The organism is Candidatus Binatia bacterium, assembly GCA_026415395.1.
Taxonomy (GTDB): Bacteria; Desulfobacterota; Binatia; order HRBIN30; family HRBIN30; genus HRBIN30.
This window is the reverse complement of record JAOAHD010000002.1, coordinates 231,802-252,914: the sequence shown is the minus strand read 5'-3', so window position 1 is coordinate 252,914 and position 21,113 is coordinate 231,802. Positions and strand designations below refer to the sequence as shown.

General features: G+C 61.8%; 21 protein-coding genes. 5 read left to right on the top strand and 16 right to left on the bottom strand.

Annotation, left to right across the window (positions count from 1 at the left end):
• Window positions 1-70 precede the first annotated feature (70 nt).
• From N3C12_01625 to N3C12_01610, 4 genes are all read left to right on the top strand, one after another.
• Complete coding sequence (locus tag N3C12_01625; GenBank protein MCX8071139.1) at window positions 71-511, top strand: response regulator; 441 nt, start codon at window positions 71-73, stop codon at window positions 509-511.
• 62 nt (window positions 512-573) lie between these two features.
• A complete protein-coding gene (locus N3C12_01620) occupies window positions 574-915 on the top strand; it encodes a BolA family transcriptional regulator (protein ID MCX8071138.1) in 342 nt (113 codons plus the stop codon).
• A 53-nt stretch (window positions 916-968) separates the two neighbouring features.
• The gene (locus N3C12_01615) at window positions 969-2,897 is read left to right on the top strand and encodes a SurA N-terminal domain-containing protein (GenBank protein MCX8071137.1); all 1,929 of its coding nucleotides are present in this window, start codon (window positions 969-971) and stop codon (window positions 2,895-2,897) included.
• Between the two features lie 42 nt (window positions 2,898-2,939).
• On the top strand, window positions 2,940-3,728 hold the full coding sequence (locus N3C12_01610) for an alpha/beta fold hydrolase (protein MCX8071136.1): 789 nt from the start codon (window positions 2,940-2,942) through the stop codon (window positions 3,726-3,728).
• A 123-nt stretch (window positions 3,729-3,851) separates the two neighbouring features.
• Here the strand turns inward: N3C12_01610 and rplS are convergent, their stop codons facing one another.
• From rplS to N3C12_01540, 14 genes are all read right to left on the bottom strand, one after another.
• Window positions 3,852-4,196, bottom strand: coding sequence for a 50S ribosomal protein L19 (gene rplS, locus N3C12_01605; protein ID MCX8071135.1), 345 nt, complete (start codon window positions 4,194-4,196; stop codon window positions 3,852-3,854).
• Between the two features lie 45 nt (window positions 4,197-4,241).
• Window positions 4,242-4,802 (bottom strand): RNA methyltransferase, encoded by a 561-nt coding sequence (locus tag N3C12_01600; protein MCX8071134.1) that lies wholly within the window; start codon window positions 4,800-4,802, stop codon window positions 4,242-4,244.
• On the bottom strand, window positions 4,795-5,532 hold the full coding sequence (trmD, locus tag N3C12_01595; GenBank protein ID MCX8071133.1) for a tRNA (guanosine(37)-N1)-methyltransferase TrmD: 738 nt from the start codon (window positions 5,530-5,532) through the stop codon (window positions 4,795-4,797). Before trmD ends, N3C12_01600 begins: the two co-directional genes overlap by 8 nt.
• Window positions 5,529-6,026, bottom strand: a complete 498-nt coding sequence (gene rimM, locus N3C12_01590; GenBank protein ID MCX8071132.1) for a ribosome maturation factor RimM — start codon at window positions 6,024-6,026, stop codon at window positions 5,529-5,531. Before rimM ends, trmD begins: the two co-directional genes overlap by 4 nt.
• Window positions 6,027-6,078: 52 nt before the next feature.
• Window positions 6,079-6,315, bottom strand: coding sequence for a KH domain-containing protein (locus tag N3C12_01585; GenBank protein ID MCX8071131.1), 237 nt, complete (start codon window positions 6,313-6,315; stop codon window positions 6,079-6,081).
• Window positions 6,312-6,611, bottom strand: a complete 300-nt coding sequence (gene rpsP, locus N3C12_01580; GenBank protein ID MCX8071130.1) for a 30S ribosomal protein S16 — start codon at window positions 6,609-6,611, stop codon at window positions 6,312-6,314. Before rpsP ends, N3C12_01585 begins: the two co-directional genes overlap by 4 nt.
• Before the next feature lie 40 nt (window positions 6,612-6,651).
• The gene (ffh, locus tag N3C12_01575) at window positions 6,652-7,986 is read right to left on the bottom strand and encodes a signal recognition particle protein (protein MCX8071129.1); all 1,335 of its coding nucleotides are present in this window, start codon (window positions 7,984-7,986) and stop codon (window positions 6,652-6,654) included.
• 101 nt (window positions 7,987-8,087) lie between these two features.
• Entirely contained in the window at window positions 8,088-8,393 is a 306-nt protein-coding gene (locus N3C12_01570; protein MCX8071128.1) for a hypothetical protein, read from the bottom strand.
• A gap of 330 nt (window positions 8,394-8,723) precedes the next feature.
• Window positions 8,724-10,403, bottom strand: coding sequence for an amidohydrolase (locus N3C12_01565; GenBank protein ID MCX8071127.1), 1,680 nt, complete (start codon window positions 10,401-10,403; stop codon window positions 8,724-8,726).
• Window positions 10,400-11,545: a hypothetical protein gene (locus N3C12_01560; GenBank protein ID MCX8071126.1), complete on the bottom strand. Its 1,146-nt coding sequence runs from the start codon at window positions 11,543-11,545 to the stop codon at window positions 10,400-10,402. Before N3C12_01560 ends, N3C12_01565 begins: the two co-directional genes overlap by 4 nt.
• Window positions 11,502-11,897, bottom strand: a complete 396-nt coding sequence (locus N3C12_01555; protein ID MCX8071125.1) for an aspartate 1-decarboxylase — start codon at window positions 11,895-11,897, stop codon at window positions 11,502-11,504. Before N3C12_01555 ends, N3C12_01560 begins: the two co-directional genes overlap by 44 nt.
• Window positions 11,894-12,793, bottom strand: a complete 900-nt coding sequence (panC, locus tag N3C12_01550) for a pantoate--beta-alanine ligase (protein MCX8071124.1) — start codon at window positions 12,791-12,793, stop codon at window positions 11,894-11,896. Before panC ends, N3C12_01555 begins: the two co-directional genes overlap by 4 nt.
• 11 nt (window positions 12,794-12,804) lie before the next feature.
• Complete coding sequence (gene panB, locus N3C12_01545; protein ID MCX8071123.1) at window positions 12,805-13,653, bottom strand: 3-methyl-2-oxobutanoate hydroxymethyltransferase; 849 nt, start codon at window positions 13,651-13,653, stop codon at window positions 12,805-12,807.
• A gap of 188 nt (window positions 13,654-13,841) precedes the next feature.
• Window positions 13,842-14,483 carry a deoxynucleoside kinase gene (locus N3C12_01540; protein ID MCX8071122.1) on the bottom strand — a complete coding sequence of 214 codons (642 nt, stop codon included), beginning with the start codon at window positions 14,481-14,483 and terminating at the stop codon, window positions 13,842-13,844.
• Window positions 14,484-14,625: 142 nt separating this feature from the next.
• Here N3C12_01540 and N3C12_01535 point away from each other — a divergent pair, with 142 nt between their 5' ends.
• Window positions 14,626-15,018 (top strand): thioredoxin domain-containing protein, encoded by a 393-nt coding sequence (locus N3C12_01535; GenBank protein MCX8071121.1) that lies wholly within the window; start codon window positions 14,626-14,628, stop codon window positions 15,016-15,018.
• Between the two features lie 15 nt (window positions 15,019-15,033).
• On the opposite strand, the gene N3C12_01530 is transcribed toward N3C12_01535, so the two are convergent.
• On the bottom strand, window positions 15,034-18,147 hold the full coding sequence (locus tag N3C12_01530) for an Ig-like domain-containing protein (GenBank protein MCX8071120.1): 3,114 nt from the start codon (window positions 18,145-18,147) through the stop codon (window positions 15,034-15,036).
• Window positions 18,148-19,695: 1,548 nt separating this feature from the next.
• Window positions 19,696-21,003 carry an NCS2 family permease gene (locus N3C12_01525; protein MCX8071119.1) on the bottom strand — a complete coding sequence of 436 codons (1,308 nt, stop codon included), beginning with the start codon at window positions 21,001-21,003 and terminating at the stop codon, window positions 19,696-19,698.
• Window positions 21,004-21,113 lie beyond the last annotated feature (110 nt).

The following is a 21,113-nucleotide window of genomic DNA, read 5'->3' as shown; positions in this document are numbered from 1 at the left end:
TTGCAATTTGCGCTGGAACAGCGCATGGTCTTGCGCACCACAGCAATTGAGGACGGCGGCATTCGGGCGGATGGAGTCCGGGAGATTGGTGGATTTGTTGTGGGTCGAGGATGATGCGGCCGACCGGGAGTTGATCCTGGAACTGGCGCGGTCCCAATTGGGAGGCCTCGCTATTCTCGCTCTTACTGACGGCCATGAGGCACTCGCTTGGCTGCGCGGACGCCGCCGAGAGGAACTTCCCCGCGTCGTTGTGTTGGACCTTCATTTGCCTGGTCTCAACGGCCTCCGAGTGTTGGAGCACATCCGTGCCAACCCGCACACAGCGGCGCTGCCCGTGGTCATATTCACTTCGTCAGCGAATCCGGTTCAGGTCGGGGCGTGCTACCAGGCCGGGGCGAACAGCTACGTGGTGAAGCCGAGCAATTGGGAACAGTATCTGCGCTGCTTTGTCCAACTGGCCACTTACTGGACGAGGCAAAACGCGTGTTACCCTCCCTGCTTCTCCGAATGAGTCTTGCCCCTTGCGTCGCGTAGCGGACGCTGCGATCCAGCTAGACCGTTTCGCGACTCACCATGCCCGAGCGTTTGCGCAAGGCTCTGATCACCGAGCTAAAACCCACGCACCTGTGGATCGAGGATGAAAGTGCTCAGCACGCCGGCCACCCCGGGGATCGCGGGGGCAGCAGCCACTACTTCGTTCGCATCGTCTCGCCCGAATTCGAGGGAAAGTCCTTAGTCGAGCGTCATCGCATGGTTTACGGGGCGATCGGCGGTCGCATTGGTCGCGACTTGCATGCCTTGCGCTTGCAAGCTGCAACACCCGAGGAATGGCACTCCGCCGCCACGGTATCCGAGCCGTGCACGTGCTTGATCTGCAACAATGGCGGGGCACGGCCACCCTCCTCCGAGCCTTGAATTGCGTTCCCCTGGGGGCTCGTCTATCGTCGGTCCGCGAGGTCGCTAGCCTTATGTTGAAGTTTATCCGGCGCAATGCCTCCGCCACCTGGGTCAAGGTTTTGTTCGGCGTTTTGGCTGCGGTGTTCATCTACTGGGGCGTTGGTTTTGGGCTGCGCGGCACCAGCCGCTACACCGCAGTGGCCCGCGTGAACGGGAAGCCGATTACGGACAAAGACTTGCAGCGTGGCGAGGAAAACCTGCGGAATTTTTATCGCACCCTGTACGGCGACCAATTCCGTCCTGAGTTGTTGCAAGGGATCGACATCCGCTCCCAGGCGTTGGACCGCCTGATTCGCACAGAGCTCATGGTCCAAGAGGCGCAGCGCCTGGGACTTCAGGCGACCGACGCCGAGGTGCGCGAATTTATCGCCAAGATGGATTCCTTCCAGCGCGACGGCCGTTTTGACCGTGACTTTTACATCCGGGTTCTGCGGGCCAATCGCCTCACGCCAGCGGAATTCGAGGACAATGTCCGGCGCGACATCCTGGTAAACAAATTACAGGATATTGTGCTTGCCGGAGTGCAAGCGAGCGAGGACGATCTCAAGCGTCGTTTCCGGTACGAGCAAGAGAAAGTCCGCTTGGCTTTTGTCGAGTTCGACGCCGCCAAGCTATCGGATGAGATTACGGTATCGAAGGAGGAAGTCGCTCAATTCTACGAGCAGCATCGGGAATCATTCCGTGAGCCCGAGCGGGTGCGTGTGGAATTCATTGCCTACGAGGAGAACGCTTTCAAACCCCGCGCGGAAGTGAGCGACGAGCAAATTCGCGCCTACTACGAAAGTCATGAGAGCGAATTTCAGCGGCCGGAGCGTGTACACGCCCGGCACATTTTGTTCCGCGTCGAGCCCAATGCCACGGCGGAGCAAAAGGAAGCGATCCGCAAGCGGGCTGCGGAGGTATTGGAGAAGGCGCGCAAGGGAGAAGACTTTGCGGAGCTCGCGAGAACGTATTCGGAAGATCCTGGCAGTGGCCCGCAGGGCGGTGACCTTGGATTTTTCCCACGTGGTCAAATGGTGCCCGCCTTCGATGCCGTGGCATTTTCCCTGCCGCCCGGAACCATTAGCGACTTGGTGCAAACCAACTTCGGCTTCCACATCGTCAAGGTCGAGGAGAAGCAGGAAGCGAGCACGCAACCTCTCGATGAGGTGCGCGAGACCATCCGCACCAAGTTGCAAAACACCAAAGCGCGCGAGCTGGCACAGCAGCAAGCGAACAGCGATCGCACGCGTGCGGCTAATGGAGAGCCACTCGAAGCCATTGCCAAGGCCAGCGGCCTCACCCTTCGCACTCCCGCTCCGTTTGCCGAGCACGACACCATCGAGGGTCTCGGGAGCAATCACCCGTTGTCGCGCGCGGCCTTCCAAGTGAACGCAGGAGAAATTGGGCCCGTGGTCAACGCCCCCGGGGAGTTTGTGGTGTTCAAGGTTCTCGAGCGCATTCCGTCGAAGATTCCCGATCTTGCGGAGATCGAGGACAAGGTGGCCGAGAAATCCAAACTGGCGAAAGCACGTCAGCTCGCGCGACAAAAGGCAGAAAGCTTCTTGGAGGAAGCTAAGAAGTCGAACCTGCGGTCGGTTGCGGAGGCACAGCGCGTCGAAGTCGAAGAAACTCCCGCGTTTGGGCGGGACGGAGCCTTCATCCCGCGAATTGGGGACAGTCAGGAACTCAAGCAAGCGGCATTCGATCTCACTCCCGAGGCTCCGTTGGTTCCCCGTGCATTCCCCGTAGGAGACAGCTTTGTCGTTGCGGCTTTACTCGATCGGGTTGAACCGACCGACGAAGAGTTTGCCGCGCGTAAGGACCAGCTCGCCCAGCAAACCATGGCCCAGAGGCGCGCCTACGTGCTGGAAGAGTTCGTGAATTCCTTGCAAGCCAAGGCCAAGATCGAGCTCAGCCCAATTCAAGTTGCGGCGGCACCCGGAGCCACACGCCGCTAACTCCTGGAGCAAAAAGAGCCGTTGGCAGGTAGCCGAGCCGGTATGAACAACACGGTTCCTGCCAAGACAGCGGTTGCTTTAACCTATGCGGGCGGCGCGCCCGCGCACCTATTTCTGCATGGGTTTACCGCCACACCGGATGAAATGCGGTTTCTCGCCGAGTCCGCAGCGGGCGCTGGACACCAAGCTCTGGTTCCGCTGTTGCCGGGTCACGGCGCCTCTCCCGCAGCGCTTGCCGTGACCTCATGGCAGCAGTGGTACGCGGCTACCGAAGAGGCGGCCCGGCAAGCCGGGGCAGAAGGGTCGCCGGTGGTCGTGGTCGGGCAGTCGCTCGGGGGACTGCTCGCGTTGCATCTTGCGGCAACGCGCGCACGATGGGTGGCCGCGTTAATCCTGCTCGCACCCGCCCTATTTCTGCGCGCGTGGTGGATCGAAAAGGCCGCAGCCTTCTTGCCACTGCTGGCCCGCATCCGCCCATATTGGCCCAAAGGAGAAAGCGACATTGCCGATCCCGCAGCACGGAGTGCGCGGGTCGGTTATGACGTGATTCCACTGCGTGCCGTGGCCGAACTCGTCAAGCTTCAGAGGGTCGTGCGCGGCGAGGTGAAGGAAGTGGCGCAGCCCACGTTGGTTGTGCAATCCGAACTCGACCACACCTGCCTGTGGGAAGGGGTGGAATACCTGCGCGAGCACCTAGCCGGTCCGGTACAAATACTGCGGCTACAGAGAAGTTTTCACGTGGTCAGTCTCGACTACGAGCGAGCCGAAGTTGCCGCTGCGATGCGAGGTTTCGTGCTCGCCAAGTTCCCGCGGGCTGGCGGTGGAACGTGAGCGGCGCCGCTCGCAACCCAGGGCTGCAGCCACGGTTGCCCGCACCGCGCATTTTGCCCGGAGCCCAGGCTGACAAGCTGCGCTTCCAAACGCCGGTCGAACAGCCTCAAGAGAACAGTGCCGCTAGGACTGAATTTCCTGAATCCGTGCTGCCTTGCCCGTGCGCCCGCGCAAATAGTAGAGCTTGGCCCGCCGCACTTTACCGCGGCTGACCACCTCGATCTTTTCGATGCGCGGCGAGTGCAGGGGAAACGTTCGCTCCACGCCGACCCCGTAAGAGACCTTGCGCACCGTAAACGTAGCCCGGTTGGCACCGCGCGACCGCCTAAGAACCACGCCCTCGAACACCTGAATGCGCTCCTTATCCCCTTCCGCCACGATGCAGTGTACGCGCACCGTGTCACCCGGGCGAAAGTCTGGAATATCCGACCGTAGCTGCTTTTGCTCGATAGCGTCGATCACGTTCATGGTGGCTCTCCTTGCAAGCTCGTCGGCGAACCGAAGCCCAGCTTGCTAGCGCTGGCCGCGCAATCGGTCAAGCATGATCGCCGCTGCAGAGCGCACCGACAAATGATTGTAATCTCCAACTCCTTCGATCGGTTCGAGAAATAGGTCGCAGCGGGCAATCAATTCCGGGGCTAACCCCCATCCCGTACCGAGCACGAGCAGGTAGGGATCCGAATCGGTTTCTAAGCGCCTCCGCAGTTCCGCAAAGCTCACCCGCCCAAGTCCTCGTTTTGCCGACGTGGCCACGACCAGGGGTCGGCGCCCACCTTCTCGCTCGATTGCCAGCAAAACCCCGTCCAAATCGGTTTCTAGGCTTACAATTTCCAGGGCTTCTTTACGCGTTTCGTTGTAACTGGCACCGTAGCCGGTTTGCCAATGGTCGATGATCTTTTGTGCCAGCAGGCGTAGCGCGCGCACCGGGTGGGCCACATAAAAACGCCGCACCCCGTAGGTGAGCGCACTGCGGGCGATATCGTGGATGTCCATGTTGGTCAGCGCGGTGGCAACGATCTGACCATTTTTGTCCAGCATTGGGTGATGGAGTAAGGCTAGGTACAGGTCAGCCATCGATCACTGCCCCTAGGGATCGTAAGAATTCGCGATCTTCGGCGGTGAGTTGAGCACGGGCGAGCAAATCGGGGCGTCTTTCCCATGTGCGCCGTAGCGACTCTTGGCGGCGCCACCGTGCGATGGCCTCATGATCGCCGGAAAGCAGCACTTCGGGCACGCGCAAGCCGCGGAACTCTTGCGGGCGCGTGTATTGAGGGTATTCGAGCAGCCCGTTGGCAAACGACTCGCAGTGGATCGAGGCGGGGGAACCTAGAACGCCGGGCACCAGGCGAGCGACAGCATCCACCACAACCAAAGCAGCGATTTCGCCACCCGAAAGCACATAATCTCCGATGGAAAGTTCCTCATCGACGAAGTGGCTCACCCGTGCATCCACGCCCTCGTAGCGACCGCACACCAGCGCCAGTGCTGCCTTGCGCGCTAACTCCTCCACGTGGGCTTGATTCAACAAACGCCCCTGCGGAGACAGCAGGATCCGATAAGGGCGTTCGCACCCTTGGTCCAACGACTCGAGCGCGGCCACGATGGGCTCTGGCTTCATCACCATGCCCTCGCCGCCCCCGTACGGGGTGTCGTCCGTCACCCGGTGCTTGTCCGTAGCAAAGTCGCGAATGTTCACGAGTTCGAAGGACACTGCGCCACGCTCTTGACCCTTCTTGAGCATGGAGCTCGAAAGCGGGGAGTGAAAGAATTCCGGGAACAGCGTGAGAAGGAAAAAGTGCATCAGGGTTCCAGTAACCCAGGGATGGGATCAATGCACACACGGCGAGTCGTCCGGTCGATGGACTTCACGAACTGCCCCACCATCGGCACGAGGTACTCCTTTTCCTTGCCCTGAATCACCAGCACATCGGCGGCTGCAGTGGGCATCACCGAGGTCACGACTCCAAGCCATGCACCGGCCGTGGTGTATACCTCCATGCCTTCGAGTTCGAAGTAGTAGTACTCGTTGGCACCGGCCAGCGGCAGTTGCTCGGTACGGATCCAAACTTCGAAGTCGCGATACTGCTCGGCCGTCGAGCGATCCTCCACGCCAGCAAACTGCAGCAACAGCAGGCGCTGATGGCGTCGGGCGCCGCGCACCTCGGCCGAGCGCACCTCGCCAGGGCGCCGCAATTCGACGTTGGTTCCAGGTGGGAGTACCGCCGCGTCTGGATTATCCGGCAGCAGGCGCACTTCCCCTGCTAAAGCATGCAACCCGACAATTTTGCCGATGCGCACCCACCCGGCTCGTTCGCCTACGGGCGTGCGCCCACGTGCAATCGAAGTTTTCTTACTTTTCTTCGATGATTTCGAGAATGACTTTGCGATTGGCACGCGACGCCGCGGCGTTGAGGATGGTGCGAATCGACTTCGCCATCCGCCCCTGCTTGCCGATAATCCGCCCCAGGTCCTCCCGCGCCACCTTCAGCTCCACCACGGAAGCGGTCTCCCCCTGCGTTTCCCGCACCTCGACGGCGTCCGGCTTCGTGACCAAGTGCTTCGCCAAAACCTGAACCAGTTCCTTCATGCTTCTGCCTCCCCAGCTTGTGGTGCCGACCCGATCGCTTCGCTCGCCGCGCCTTGCGACCGGCGAACCCGATGAATCAACTGCGATACCGTCAAGCTCACCTGTGCTCCGCGCTGCAACCACGTGTTCAGCTTCGCCTCGTCAATGTGTACAACCGCCGGGTTGCGGGTCGGATCGTAGTACCCGATTTGGTCTAACCGGCGCCCGTCGCGCGGCGCGCGCGAATCCGCCACAACGATGCGGTAAAAAGGGCGTTTCTTCGATCCGTGCCGGGCTAAGCGGATTGTGGTTGCCATGTGCGATTTTCCTCCCCTACAGTCAAATCCACGACCAAGCTCAGAAGCCGAGGCGCGAAGGAAGCCCACCCCGGCCCATCGCCTTGGTCATTTGCTTCATCATTTTTCGTGTTTGCTCGAATTGCTTCAAAAACCTGTTCACTTCAGCCACGCTGGTGCCGCTTCCTTGAGCAATGCGCCGCCGCCGGCTGGCGTTCAGAATTAGATGGTTCTGGCGTTCGGCCTTGGTCATGGAATTGATGATTGCTTCGATGCGCTTGAGTTCCTCCTCGGCCGCGCCCAAGTCGACACCACGCACGAACTTTTTCATTCCGGGAATCATGCCGAGCAACTCACCCATGGCCCCCATTTTGCGCACAGCGCGAAGCTGCTCGCGAAAGTCCTCGATCGTGAACTCATTGCGCCGGAGCTTGCGTTGCAGCTCCTCAGCCTGTTTGGCATCGTACGCTCGCTCCGCTCGTTCCACGAGGCTCAGCACGTCCCCCATTCCCAGGATACGGCGAGCCATGCGGTCCGGATAAAAGGTTTCTAGCCGATCGACCTTCTCCCCCGTGCCCGCAAACAGAATGGGTGCACCGGTCACCGTCCGGATAGACAGCGCTGCCCCGCCCCGCGCATCTCCATCGAGCTTGGTCAAAATGACGCCGCTGACCTGCAATCGGTCATGAAACCCGCGGGCAATTTGCACTGCGTCTTGACCGGTCATCGCGTCGACAACCAGAAGCACATGCTGGGGGCGAACCGCTTTTTGAATGCGTTCGAGCTCCTCCATCAGTTCTGCGTCCACGTGCAAGCGGCCAGCCGTGTCGATGAGCACGGTGTCGCACCCGAGCTGCTTTGCGGCATCCACGGCCTCGCGAGCAATTTCGACCGGATCGCGTTCCGCCTGGCTGGGATACACCGGCACCCCAATTTGCCCCGCCAGGATGGAAAGCTGCTCCATCGCCGCAGGCCGGTACACGTCGACAGAAACCAAGTACGGCTTCCGGCCTCGTTCTTCGGCCAAATACCGAGCGAGCTTTGCTGCCGAGGTGGTTTTCCCCGAACCCTGCAAGCCCACCAATAACAGCACCACAGGCGGCGGGCCCTTAATTTCAAGTGGCACCGCCTCGCCGCCCATTACCCGAGTGAGCTCCGCGGCGACGATCTTCACGAAATGCTGGGCAGGCGTGAGGCTTTGGAGAACCTCTTGCCCGAGCGCTTTTTGGCGGACGCGTTCAGTAAACTCCTTGGCAACCTGAAAATGCACGTCCGCGTCGAGCAGGGCTAAACGCACCTCCCGCACAGCTTCTTCAATGTTACGGTCGGTGATTTTGCCGAGCCCCCGAAGCCGACGGATGGTCTGATCCAGCTTCTCGGAAAGCGAGTCGAACATGCGTGATGCCAGTGGTGTGAATTACTCCTGACTTTGGGAGCACTGCAAGCTACACGAGCCTCCCGCTCCTGTCAATCCGACCCGACCGCCCCTGCCCACCGTCACCGAGGCTGCACTTCTGCGCCACAGCGGGCCTGAAGGTCTTGGAAACGCTTTTCCAATTCCTTCTTGTCGCGATCGATAATCGCCATTTGGCTTTTTAGAGTATCCCGTTCCTTTTCCCGCATGAGCACGCGATCCTTGAGCTCTCGAACCTCTTGCCGCAGTTGCCCGGCCTCGCCCCACAATTGAAAGCCGATGAATACCCCCACTCCGACAGCAACGAGGAGCACGACGATACGCTGCGCATACGTCCACAACTTCTCCTGTAGCTGTTGGCGCTCGGACAATGACGAAGACGCTTGCATGCAACACCCCGATTTCGTGGAACGCCAGATACCGTAGAGAGGTAAACAACTGTTTAACACACCCTCTCCGACGTGAGAAGATGCTGCGACGGCGCCGACAAACTGTTCTGCAAGTTCGGCGGCGAAGATCAGCGTCGCCCGGCCTACCTGATTTCGCCTCGTCTGCACCGAGAACGGTTTACACTCCTTTGCCGGCTCGCCTTGCGACCACGCTCTGCCTGCTTGTTCACTTTGCTTGCCGCGCGTATGCCGCCCGGAACTTGCCCAACGCTGCCGACTTTTGAATCAGCGTCTGCCACGGCTGTTCTCTGAAGCGGGGGGGCCGCGAATTCAGAGGGTGTCAGAACCAGGCGCGGACACAGGAACGCGAAAGTGGCCAGCATCTGCAAGCGGCGCCAGTTCACCCCAGCCAAGCTTACCCGCCACCCAGGTTTGCACTACTCGTGGCGGAGCCATAGAGTCCAACTCACCGTGCAAGACAACAAGGTCGGCTCGCTTACCCGGGGCAAGCGAGCCACGCTCATGCTCCTGACCACCGGCGTAGGCCGCGCCGATCGTGTAAGCACGCAGCCACTCTTCATAGGGTACGGCTTCGCTGGGATCGAGAATGCGTGCGGACGCAGTTCGGCGACTGGCACCGTAGCTGGCTGTGAGTAACGGTGGTCGCAACGCGCACGGGTCGTCAGAGGAGGCTGCCAGGGGAAGTCCGATCTCCATCATCGTTCCAAAGGGGAGCCAGGTGGCATTATCGAAACGGACTTCGAGCACGGCCTCGCCCAAGTGGTGGAGAAATCCCGGTTGGACCACCGCGACACCTCCTAGCTCGCGTAAGCGGCGCAACTGCTCCTCAGACGCCAAACACGCATGCTCCACCCGAAAACGCAAATCTGCGCTCGGGTTCCGCCGGCGAATCTCAGCGAACGAAGAGAGCGCGCGTTCCAGCCCCGCGTTACCGATCGCGTGCACGGCGACCCGAAAGCCGTGAGCCACCGCTCGCTCGAGCTCTGCCTGCAAGTCAGTGAACTCCATGCCCATTTGCATGCGGATGCCAGCCGCGCACACGTCCAAGGCGGGAGCGATGCCGCCATCGGCAAAGAACTTCATTGGCCCTACGCGCAGCCATTCGTCTCCTTCTCCCGTGGGTGGACCATGCCATCGCTGGGGATCCTGGCCGCGCAAGATGGCCTCCGCGTGGGGCATGACGAGCACCGAAATCGGCAGTCGGTTCGAACGCGCCAACCGCCAATAGGCTTGCTCTGCTGCGGGCGGGCATGCAGCGTCGTGCACACACGTGATCCCCTCAGCAAGCAGCAACTGAGCCCGCTCCACAATCCAATCATCGTGGCGATCACGATCACGGTACGGCATCACCGACCGCGCATGGGCTTCGCTCCAGGCTCGCTCCACCAACAAGCCGCTGGGGTTGCCTTCCCAGTCGCGCGCAATCATGCCCCCGGGTGGATCGGGCGTGCTGCGACCAATGCCGAGCTCATCGAGCCCGCGGGAACACACCACTCCTTGGTGCAGGGTGTAATGCGCAATCAAGATTGGGCGATCGAGACCGATGCGGTCGAGCATGCGGCGGTCGGGAAGCAGCCCGGTTTCCACTTCGTTCCAATTCGCCCCCCGAACCCACGGCGCGTGAGGGTCGCGCGCCGCCTGCGCGCGCAGCACGTTTGCCAGCTCTTCTTCGTTGCGCACGGCAGACAAGTCGGCCCACAGCGGATGCAAGGCCGCAATCGACAGGTGGTTATGGGCATCGATGAAACCCGGGCACAACCAGCATCCTGCCAAATCCACATGGGATGCATGGGGGTAGCGCTGCAGCAGCTCGCGGCCACCTACGGCCTCGATGCGCCCGCCTCGTGTCACGAGCACCGTAGCATCCGGCGGAGCGCCGCGTTCCATCGTGAGCATTCTGCCATTGTGGAACACCACAACGGGATGGGGCTCATCCTCTGCGGGGAGAATGCAGCCACCGTCGCTGTGGTGGTCACCAGGCCTCGTCATGCCCGTCTCACCTCCACCACTGCATGCTTCTCCTGGGAAGAGAAAAGAATTCGGCTGATCGTCACTGCAAGAAACAACACGATCGCTGCCGCGTTGCCGAGCACTCCCCAGGTCCGAACGAACCAGTCCTGACCAACATCGCCCGCCACCCGCAGCGCCACGGAAACATGCAGCACGGCGAGGTGAATGTAAAACATCCAATGAAACGGCACGCGCAACCCCAAAATCGACGGGAAGATCATCGGAGCGTGCGCAAAAATCATCGAGAACACGAAGCCAAGAAACACGGCATGCAAAACGGCATCATAGGCCGTGCCTGCAAGAGCCGCAGGTTGCGTCGTCGCCAACGCTCCCGCCACCCCGAGCCAGGTAAAGCCGGAGAGCAGGGCGATGGCCACGAAGCGCGGCAAGCCCCGATGCCGCACTGTGCGCCAAGCGACATCGAAGCGAACGAGCCAGAGCGCGATGGCAACCAACGCAACTCCTATGCCGATTGCACTGAGGCGTGTGCCAAGCCCGCCGCTCACCAGACTCGCAACCAGAAGGAAAAATACCGCTACCAGTGCAGGCTGCGCCCATCGAGGCGGGACAATCACTCGGCTGAGCTCCATGCGCTCAGCAGCGATCGTGGCAATCAAGAACGCGAGCCACCAACCGGCCCCATGAGTGGGGGATCCCTCGGCCAGCCAGTAGAGATCTCCCATGACCAAACACGAGGCCCCCAGAACAAACAAGAACGTGTACCAAGCACGGTGCCCGCTCCAAAGGCTGATCATCGTGGCCAGCAAGCACACTGCCCCGACACTGTAAGTCACTGCAACCCAAGTGGCCGAGGCACCGAGCAACAGCAACGCGGTGCCCACAGCGCTCGCCAGCGGGGAGAGGTAAGCCCACCGGCGGCCCAGGCCGACAGCTCGCTCGAGGCCAATCAGCGTGCCGAGAAAGCCGGGAATCATCAGCGGGCCGTGCAGTCCGGCGAGTCCGACGCGCGGCAGCGGTAACCCCGCTCGCGCGAGACCTGCCCACAGCCCGGCAAGCAAACTCACGCCGCCGGCGAGCAACAGCGGAATTCGTGCGTAACGCAGCGACAAGCCGAAGTTACTGCCACCCACTCGCCACTCGAGCTTGCCCCGCTTGTTCACTGCGGATCTCGATCGGGCGATTCCGCTCGTCAACAAACACGCAGCGCGGCTGCCACGAGCGGGCCTCGTCTTCCCCGACTGTGGCGAACGCCGCGATGATCACGATGTCGCCCTTGCGCGCTTTATGGGCAGCGGCGCCGTTAATGCACACCACGCCAGAGCCGCGCTGACCGGCGATCGCATAAGTTGAAAACCGCTCGCCATTGGTCACGTTCCAAATGTCCACGCGTTCGTAAGGCAAAATATCAGCAAGCTCGAGCAGTTCTGCATCGATCGTCACGCTGCCCTCGTAATGAAGTTCCGCAGCGGTCACCGTGGCTCGATGAATCTTGCCTCGCAGCATGGTCCTCATACGTTGCCCTCCGTGAAACATTCTTGGGTGTTGTGCTCTAAAGCTCGGTCGGACGGAGCGAGAACGCAGTTGTCGATCAACCGGGTTCGGCCAAAAAAGGCAGCGATCGCCAACAGAGCCGCTCGCTCGATTGCCGTTACTGGCTGCAGAGTTTCGGCGTCGACCACCTCGACGTAGTCCACTCGCGCACGTGGTTCGGCGGAGAGGCGTCGAATCACGATTTCCCGCAACCGCTCGGCACTCGATTCCCCGGCAGCAAACGCCCGGCGTGCCTCAGCGAGGGACTCAGGAATGACCCGCGCGGCTTGCCGCTCCTCGGGAGTGAGGTAGGCGTTGCGCGAGCTCATGGCCAAGCCGTCCGCCTCTCGAACAATCGGCCCGGCAATGATCTCGACGTCAAAATTGAGATCCCGAACCATTTGCTTGACCGTAACCAACTGCTGAAAATCCTTGGCGCCAAAAACAGCAACGTGCGGCTTGACCGCAAGGAACAACTTCGCCACCACCGTAGTTACCCCCCGGAAGTGGGTTGGCCGCGAGATTCCGCACAAGCCGCGGGTGACCTCGGAAACCTCGACCGTCGTCTGGAACCCGGGCGGGTACAGCTCGCTGGCCTCCGGAAAGAAGAGCACATCCACACCGGCAGCCTCCAGCTTGCGGCGATCACCGACAGGGTCCCGCGGGTAGCGGTCAAAGTCTTCATTGGCGCCAAATTGCAAGGGGTTCACGAAGATCGACACGACCACGGAATCCGCGCGCTCGCGAGCCAACCGCACTAAGCTCAGATGCCCTTCGTGTAGGTAACCCATCGTCGGCACAAAACCGATCCGCCTGCCTTGGGCGCGTTCTCGATCCGCCCATTCCTGCATCGTGCGGACGCTCTCAACCAAGCGCATCATTGTTTCGGCTACGAAGCCGCCCCCGCGGCGCGGTCGCGCGGCACACCCACAAGGGTGTGAAATGAGTGAGCATCGGTTGGGAAAGCGCCGGTGCGCACCTCTTCCACGTACGCGCTCAACGCAGCGCCAACCACTTCTCGGAGATTCACATATCGCTTGGCGAATCTTGGGGCACGGCTCTCGGTCAGCCCCAGTACATCGTGCAAAACCAGGATCTGCCCATCGCAATCCGGCCCGGCGCCGATGCCGATTGTCGGGATCGAGAGCTTTGCTGTAATCTCCGCGGCCAGCTCGCGCGGCATCCCCTCGAGAACCACAGCAAATGCACCTGCCTCTTCCACCGCCAAGGCGTCTTCTACCAGCCGGTCTTGTTCCGCCGGGCGCCGTCCCTGCACCTTGTGTCCGCCCATTTGGTGCACCGACTGAGGGGTGAGGCCGATGTGGCCCATCACGGGAATGTCCATTTCCGCCAAGGCCCGGATGATGCGCGCTACCCGTACACCCCCTTCCAACTTCACCGCCTCGGCACCACCTTCCTTCAAAAGGCGTGCGGCGTTGGCAATGGCCGCGCGCGGCGACACTTGGTAGGAGCCAAATGGCAAGTCAGCCACCAACAGCGCCCGCTCGCGAGCGCGCGCCACCATGCGGCAGTGGTAGACAATTTCGTCCACCGTGACGGGGAGCGTGGTCTCCAACCCCTGGACCACCATGCCCACGGAGTCGCCGACCAGAATCAAGTCGACGCCGGCCTGATCCACCAAACGCGCAAAGGGGTAGTCGTACGCAGTGAGCGCAACGATCGGTACGCCCGATCCCTTACGCGCGCGAATGTCCGGTACGGTAACCTTGCCTTGCATCGAAAGCACCTCCTGGGACCGAACCCGGAGGGCTTTCGTGCACGAGGACAGGCGAAGGGAACTCAGCCGCCCAGCACCGGTCGGTGCCGATTGCGGTCACCGCGCGGACGTACTCAGAACCACTCTTCACCATTCCTTGCTGCGAGGCGCTCCGTCTCGGTCCGCACCCCGGGCGCATTGCGCTGGGGTCACCTGGATCCAAGCGGAATGTAATGTTGCACTCCTTTTCCCATCGAACGAATCTCGCGGACGAGATCGACAAAGTCGTCCCGGCTATTAACGAAATCCACGGCCGACACATCCGCAACGAGCAGCGCGGTTTCGTTGTAATCGAAGAAGAAGTTCCGATACGCTGCTGCCAAGGCTTCGATGTACTCACGCGGTATGCGCCGCTCGTAGTCACGATCCCGTTTCCGTAGCCGTTCGATTAAAATTTCTGGACGGGCATGAAGGTATACTACAAGATCCGGTTTCGGCAAGCGGGAATCGAGCAGGTGGTAAATTTGGCGGTACAAGCTCAGCTCCTCGCCTTTTAGGTTTACGTGAGCGAAGATTTGGTCTTTGGCGAACAGGTAGTCGCTGACCACCCCAGCATCGAAGAGCTCCTGCTGCCGCAGCAAGCTTTGCTGGCGGTAGCGAGACAGCAGGAAGAACAACTGGGTCTGAAATGCCCAGGCACGAGGATCCTCATAAAAGCGGCGGAGAAAGGGATTCTCCTCCACCTGCTCGAGCACAGCGCGCGCTCCGAACTCCGCCGCCAACAAATTCGCTAGCGTGGTTTTTCCTGCGCCAATCGGCCCCTCGACAGCAATGTACCGCAAGTTCCCCATCTCGCTCGGGCCTTTCAACCTGGCTCGTACCACAGATTTTACTCCCCGCAAACTCCGCCGCTTTCTGCTTGGCGGCTGCTCTGAGTTGTGCCACAAGCATTTCATGTTGCGTGTATGTCGTCAGTGCGGGCGGAACAACCGAGTGCCTGCGAAACACCTGGCGGACACCGGCCGCTGTGGGGCGTGCAAAGCACCACTACCTCCGGTTGCTGAGCCGATCAACGTCGACCCGCAAACGTTCGAAGAGATCGTTCGCGATGCGCAGGTTCCTGTGCTGGTGGATTTCTGGGCCGCGTGGTGCGGCCCATGTCGCCGGGCCGCACCAGAAGTGGAGGAAGTGGCCCGCGCTTTGGCGGGACAAGCGATCGTGCTCAAAGTCGACACGGATCGCTACCCCGAGCTAGCAGCACGCTACGGCGTGATGGGAATCCCGCACTTCATCGTGTTTGACCGTGGCTCGGTCGCCTTCGAGCACTCCGGTTTTGTGCCGGCAACGGAGATGCAGCGCTGGCTCACGACAATCCGCCCGTCGTGACGCAACAAGATCCGGTCACGGCGAGCGTACGGCCGCGCAGGCACCCTCGTGTGCGGGCATAACGCACGCCGCCATCGACTCACAGCGATTTCCGTAGGTTCGCCCGTCGCAGCCGCAAACCGGCATCCACACAGCCGGACAAGCCGCACCAGGATTAGGCACACAGCCAGAGATCTTGCCGCCGTCGGCGCACGACACGCACGAGGGCAGCGTGGTCGGGTCACAAACGGCCCCCGGCGGGCAGCACTTGCTTTCGCACAGTGGCACTTCGGGGAGGCAACGGGCGTTCGGCGGGCAACACGTCGGCTCACTCTCGCAAGGATGGCGGCAGGCGCCCGGCGCGCACTTGCCATTCGTGATTTGCTCACACCAGGACATTTGCAGCACGCTGGTTCGCGCATAAGCACAGCACCCGGCACGATCGAGGTTGCCAAACATGAAGGGCGCGCCACAGTCGCCCAAGAAGCAGCCCGCGCCCGACAACACAGGGGTTGGCGATGGCTCCGGGCCTGGCTGCCCCACGGTAACATCAATGTAAACGACGGGGTCATAGTACAGGAAGAACCTTCCGTAGATCCGGTAGACCCCGGGAGGAACCAGTTCCCCACGTTGGTCCCGCAAGTCCCAAAAAGCCCGGGTTTGGTAACGCAGCACCTCATCCTCACTCGCGGGAACGGCGGGCGACAAAAATGGCTGCCCACAACCCTCTTCCCGCAACACGCGAATCAGTTCGACGCCACGGTACACGTACAAATCCAAGCAGGGGTCGAAAATGCCACCGTGGGGTTGCATCTCGGTGACCGTGTAGCGGAGGTTGACGATGGCTGGAATCTCGTACCGGTTGCAATCGGACTCCAGGACGACACGGTTGAACGCGTCCGACCAAACCGCGCGGTTCACGTTTGCGGCATCGCAATACTCGAGCTCGCTGGTCTCAAAGACTTCCAACGGGATGCGATTGCTGGCAATGCCACCGAATTCTGCCCAGACTTCCGTGCGCCCGGCGGCCCGGCCAGCAAATTCCCCCGCGCGAAAAAATGTGCCGACGGTCTCGTCCGCGCTCCGCCACGTCGCCTCGTCGGTCACATCGCGCACGAAGCCCAAGTCATAGGTAGCGTTCACCCGGAGGAAGAGGCTGCCTCCTTTGGCTACCACGCGGTCGTTGCTCTCCACGTACGCGTAAAGCCCGGTAACCGATGCCTCAGCCACTGCGCGCACTCCAACGGTGTTGCTCGTAAGTTCACCCAACGTTGCATCCACCCGAATTTGACCAACCGCCAGCGCGAGCAGACTGCCAGGTTCCGCGAACGCAGCAACCGCTTCGTTACTGCTGCGCCACGTGACCCGCTGCGTCACCTCTTCCCACTCGCCTGTGTCGTACTCGACCGAAGCGCTGAACGCCAAGCGGTCACCCACCAACATGGTCATCACGTAATCGCAACCGAGGCACGGGTTCTCTCCCGGGGGGACCGTTGGGTCCGAGCCACCCTGTTGAACACCGGGAACAGGGCCTTGCGCGAAAATTCGTAGGGTCACTGGCGTTGGCCGCTCGACGACTCGGAGCTGCAGCGGATCGCTCACGACACCGCCGTACCGTGCGCGCACCGACACAGGCCCGGCGGACAACGCTGTCAGCGTTCCCCGCTCGATGCGCGCTGCACTCGCTGGTTCCACGATCCATTCGACAAGGTCGGTGAGGTCTTCCACCGACCCGTCGACAAACTCGCCGAGCGCGGCCAACTGGAGCGTGCGGCCTACCAAGATCACGTCGCGACACGGAGGCACAGGCAAGAGGTCCACAGCGGGCCGCTCGAGCAGGATACACGGAGGGAGAGACGGATCGGGCGGCGCGACCACGGGCTCTCGCAGGAACACCGGGCAGGTGCAGGAAAGATTCCGCACGACAATCCGTTGCAGAGAACTTCGCTCGACCACGCGCACGGTGAACCGAGAGCTTGCGACTTCGCCGAGACTCGCGCTCACCACCACCTCGCCCACCGCTTTGGCACTGAGCTGGCCCCACGAATCGATGCTGGCAACGTTCTCGTCGGAAACCTGCCAGGACACCAAGCGAGTCACGTCGAGCTTCGTGCCGTTGGAAAAATACGCTGTTGCTTGCAATTGAGCCCACCGCCCAACAACGGCCTCCGCGGGGCCCGCAATGTCAATGCCTTTGATCTCCAGTGGGCTGCACTCCGGCACGCAAACGCGGCGGCTGCAGTCGGTGCAGGTGGGGCAGCTCGCCACGCACACGCAGGCGTCGCCCGGTTGAGCACACTGGCCATCGTCTGTGCAGCGGTAAGCAACGCTGCCATCCACGAGGCCACACACTCCCGGCCCGCAGTCGTCGCATGCCGGGCAACTTGCCGTGCACGAGCAACGGCTACCATCCGCGCAGGTAAAGTCGCTGGCGCACTCCCACAATGTGCGCGGGCACTCGACCGGTTCGAGCACCCCGTCGCTGTCCTCGTCACGCCAGATGTACGACCCTTGCACAAGCTCGACGATGAGCCCGTTCTGCAAGCGGATGGAGACTTGTTCGGGTCCTAACACCTGCGCGACGCTCGTCTGACCATCACTTCCGCGCACCCAAACGCGAATCTCACCCCAGCCAACCTGCACAACCACTTGGAGAGGGCCCACGAGCATAGCGGGCAGTGGCACCGCAGCCTGAATCAAATTGCCGTTGAGAACCTTCTCCACCTCGAGCCTGCGCACGTCGCGGGGGGCACGGGGAATCGTAAAGGTGCCGTCCGGGTTGCTCTCCACCGTAACGACTTCCTCTCCCACCAAGCGCAGCGTGGCGTAGCCGAGTCCGCGGTCGAACGATTCTGCATCTCCACCCTCGGCCCAACCTGGCGGTGCCGGGGCAACGCCGTCTTGCGGTCCAGTCGGTACTTCCCGCCGAAGCACCACCACGCCCTCCACCGCACTCCCTGGCGCCGTTGGTGTGGCCGTAGGACTGGGTGTGGCGATCTGGGTTTGCGTGCGCGTCTTCGTCGATGTTGGTGCCGAAGTCGCTGTGGCCCGGGAAGCCGGCCCGTTGTCACCATTACCGCCGCAAGCTGCCAATCCCACAGCGCCAATCCAACCGAGCAACAGGTTTCGCTGCCATCGTCGCACGCGCATGGTCACTGCCTCCTGTGGCAACCTTTGCTCCTGGCTGCCTTCGTTTTTGATTTAAACAGAAGTTGTTTTGCCACGGTCGGTTCGGTCTGTCAACACAACAACGCAGCGAACCGCGTTCTTACCTTTTGCGCCTCTCGACACCGATCCGTTTCAGGGCACGAACGGCGACTTCGGGCGCCGAAGCAGCATTCGGGCGAGGGCAACCAATCCGCGATACCGCAGCGTGGCGTTCAAAGCCGGGGCATAGCTTCGAGCATTCTCCATCCGCGCGGACAGGTGACACGCAAGGGGGCGCCCTCGCACCACCTAGCACGCTGCGGCCGGTGGCAACATAGGGGCGACGCATGCGTCGCCCCTACGAATAGCGTCGGCGCAGGGCCGCAAGCTGCATGAAGCGTGTCCCGCATTCACAATTCCCCATTTCACACCACTCGCCACTCACCGCTCGCTGCTCGCTGCCGCGCCTGTCGCTTATTTCACCGTTCCGCTACGACCGCGAGCGGCGCTTTCAGCTCGACTACGAGCTCGATGCGCTATTTTTTCTTCCCTACCCCGGCACGCCAGAAGTGCCAAACAAGCGTAGGGGCACGGCATGCCGTGCCCCTACAAAATCTCGCTTGCCCGTTCACCCGCAGCGAACAAGTGGTGAAGGGCGAATAGGTCGGCGAGGGCCGAGCGGCGAATAACGAGCGGTTGTGGCTCTACGGTGGGCTCATCACGTGTGCCGGGCCACGCACAGGGGCGCCGCGACCGCGGCGCCAGAAAGCGTGTAAAAATAGAAATTGTACGGCCAGGCCTTGTGCCTGCCCGTCGGGGTTGGGGTTGTCGGCCGTGGAGCAGGCAGCGGCGGCGTGGTGGCCGGCAACGAGGGCAGCCACAAGGGCCGCCCCTACGAACGGGTTGGCGCAGGCTGGCAAGATGGCAGCGCACGTGGCACCGCTCGCCACACACTCCCCACAGCACTTGTTCCGGCATTCGTCGATTCCCTCCGGTCGCCGCTGGCGCCCCACCCAGCCTTACGGGCGACGCATGCGTCGCCTCTACGATCGTGTTGTTGCCGCACGCCAAGAGCGCCCGCGCGGGGCACCGGTGGTAACAGCATCCGCCAATCGGGGTGTTCCCCATTCGCTATTCGCCAATCGCCGGGCCACACCACTCGCTACTGGTAACTCGCCACTTGTGCCCCCTCACCCGCGGCTAACGCCGCAGTCTCTCCCCCAGCAGGAGGCGAGGGTGTCTGGATGGCGCCACCACATGTGCGGCAAGCGTGCAACCGCAGCTGAAACATCCTCGCTCTCGCGCGCAGGGGCGACGGTGTGGGCCTCTTGCGGCGCGACCGGTGTTTGGCGACGATGTCCGCCGCGGACAAACATCCTCTCTCGCCGCTGGAGGCGACACGGGTGTGGATGGCACGGCGTGGGCGATTGCTCGGCAAGGATATCCGCCCCTCACAAAAACCCTCACTCTCCACCGCAAGGGGGAGAGGGAAACAGGGTGAGCACTGGTCCCGTGAGAGCGCGGCAACTCTACGCTTGCGCGTTCTCCGCATCAGTGGGGTGCAACGAGAAAGAAGAGCACGGAGATACCGGCCAAGAACCAAAGCCCAAGAGGGACCTCCGCCGCCCTCCCTGCGGCTAATTTCATCGCCACGTAAGTGGCAAATCCGGCAGTCATTCCCATGCCGATGTGGAGAGTGAAGACCATGAGCGCGATGGTCACGAAAGACGGTACGAGCTCAGTCCAGTCGTCGAAGGCCACGCCGCGGATCGTCTCCAACATCAACAAGCCGACGAGAACGAGCGCGGGGCCGTAAGCATGGCTCGGCACGGCCGTCACCAGCGGCCAAAAAAACAAGCTCGCCAAAAACAGTAAACCCACCACACATGCCACCACTCCCGTGCGACCTCCAGCCACGATTCCAGTTGCCGACTCGACATACGCACCCGCGGTAGTTGTACCCAACAGTGCTGCCAGTGCCGTGGCGAGCGCGTCCACCAGCAAGGGACGCTCGATTTGCGGTAGCTGGCCGCGACCATCCAGCAGGCCAGCACGAATGGACAGACCGTAAAGCGTGGCCAGCGTATCTACAAACACCATAATGAAGATGGTGAGCACGATGGGCCACAGCCGTGGGTAAAGGATGGCTGCGAACTCCAACTTTCCTGCGATCGGTTGCAAACTCGCCGGCCAGGCGACGATCGCCGCGGGCCGCTCCGCCAGCCCAAGCGGAATGGAAGCGAACGTGACAAACAGGATGCCCAAGAGAACGCCTCCCGGCACGCGGTACAAGAGCAAGATGCAGGTGCCGAGAAAGCCGAGCGTGGCAAGCAACGCGCGCGTGTCGTGAAAATCGCCGAACCGGACAGGCGGGCCGCTGGCACTGGGCACGACGAGCCCGGCACTGTGCAAACCGATGAACGTCAAAAACAGGCCCAGACCGGCAGCAATGGCGTGGCGCAGCGAAGGGGGAATCGCCTCTGCCAAAGTTTGTCGCAAACCGACAAGCGTCAGGAAGGCAAAGGTCACGCCACTCCAAAACACTGCACCCAGAGCTGCCGGCCACGGCTCGCCTAACACGCCCACCACTGTCATGGCGACGAACGCGTTCTCACCCATCAGCGGTGCAACGGCGAAGGGTCGCCGCGCGTAAACACCCATGGCCAACGACCCGACTGCAGCGACGACGACCGTGGCCGTGACCGACGCCTCGCGCGGCAAGCCGGCCGCGGCCAAGATTGCCGGATTGACCACGATAATGTAGGCCATGGTGAGAAACGTGGTCGCACCGGCCATGATCTCCCGAGCCCAAGTGGTGCCATGGATGGAGAATTCGAAGTACTCTTCCAGCGCCCGCAGCACGCACCCTCCGTACCGCAACCCCGCTCAATGCGCGAGAGTTCGAAGCTACGACCCGCGGGCTAGACCGCCGGACTCCTCCGCACTACAGCACCTCTGCCATGGGTGCG

Coding starts and splice junctions, on each gene's coding strand:
- N3C12_01625 (MCX8071139.1), top strand. CDS start 71: ATGGAGTCCGGGAGATTGGTGGATTTGTTGTGGGTCGAGGATGATGCG.
- N3C12_01620 (MCX8071138.1), top strand. CDS start 574: ATGCCCGAGCGTTTGCGCAAGGCTCTGATCACCGAGCTAAAACCCACG.
- N3C12_01615 (MCX8071137.1), top strand. CDS start 969: ATGTTGAAGTTTATCCGGCGCAATGCCTCCGCCACCTGGGTCAAGGTT.
- N3C12_01610 (MCX8071136.1), top strand. CDS start 2,940: ATGAACAACACGGTTCCTGCCAAGACAGCGGTTGCTTTAACCTATGCG.
- rplS (MCX8071135.1), bottom strand. CDS start 4,196: ATGAACGTGATCGACGCTATCGAGCAAAAGCAGCTACGGTCGGATATT.
- N3C12_01600 (MCX8071134.1), bottom strand. CDS start 4,802: ATGGCTGACCTGTACCTAGCCTTACTCCATCACCCAATGCTGGACAAA.
- N3C12_01585 (MCX8071131.1), bottom strand. CDS start 6,315: ATGAAGGAACTGGTTCAGGTTTTGGCGAAGCACTTGGTCACGAAGCCG.
- rpsP (MCX8071130.1), bottom strand. CDS start 6,611: ATGGCAACCACAATCCGCTTAGCCCGGCACGGATCGAAGAAACGCCCT.
- ffh (MCX8071129.1), bottom strand. CDS start 7,986: ATGTTCGACTCGCTTTCCGAGAAGCTGGATCAGACCATCCGTCGGCTT.
- N3C12_01570 (MCX8071128.1), bottom strand. CDS start 8,393: ATGCAAGCGTCTTCGTCATTGTCCGAGCGCCAACAGCTACAGGAGAAG.
- N3C12_01565 (MCX8071127.1), bottom strand. CDS start 10,403: ATGACGAGGCCTGGTGACCACCACAGCGACGGTGGCTGCATTCTCCCC.
- N3C12_01555 (MCX8071125.1), bottom strand. CDS start 11,897: ATGAGGACCATGCTGCGAGGCAAGATTCATCGAGCCACGGTGACCGCT.
- panC (MCX8071124.1), bottom strand. CDS start 12,793: ATGCGCTTGGTTGAGAGCGTCCGCACGATGCAGGAATGGGCGGATCGA.
- panB (MCX8071123.1), bottom strand. CDS start 13,653: ATGCAAGGCAAGGTTACCGTACCGGACATTCGCGCGCGTAAGGGATCG.
- N3C12_01540 (MCX8071122.1), bottom strand. CDS start 14,483: ATGGGGAACTTGCGGTACATTGCTGTCGAGGGGCCGATTGGCGCAGGA.
- N3C12_01530 (MCX8071120.1), bottom strand. CDS start 18,147: ATGCGCGTGCGACGATGGCAGCGAAACCTGTTGCTCGGTTGGATTGGC.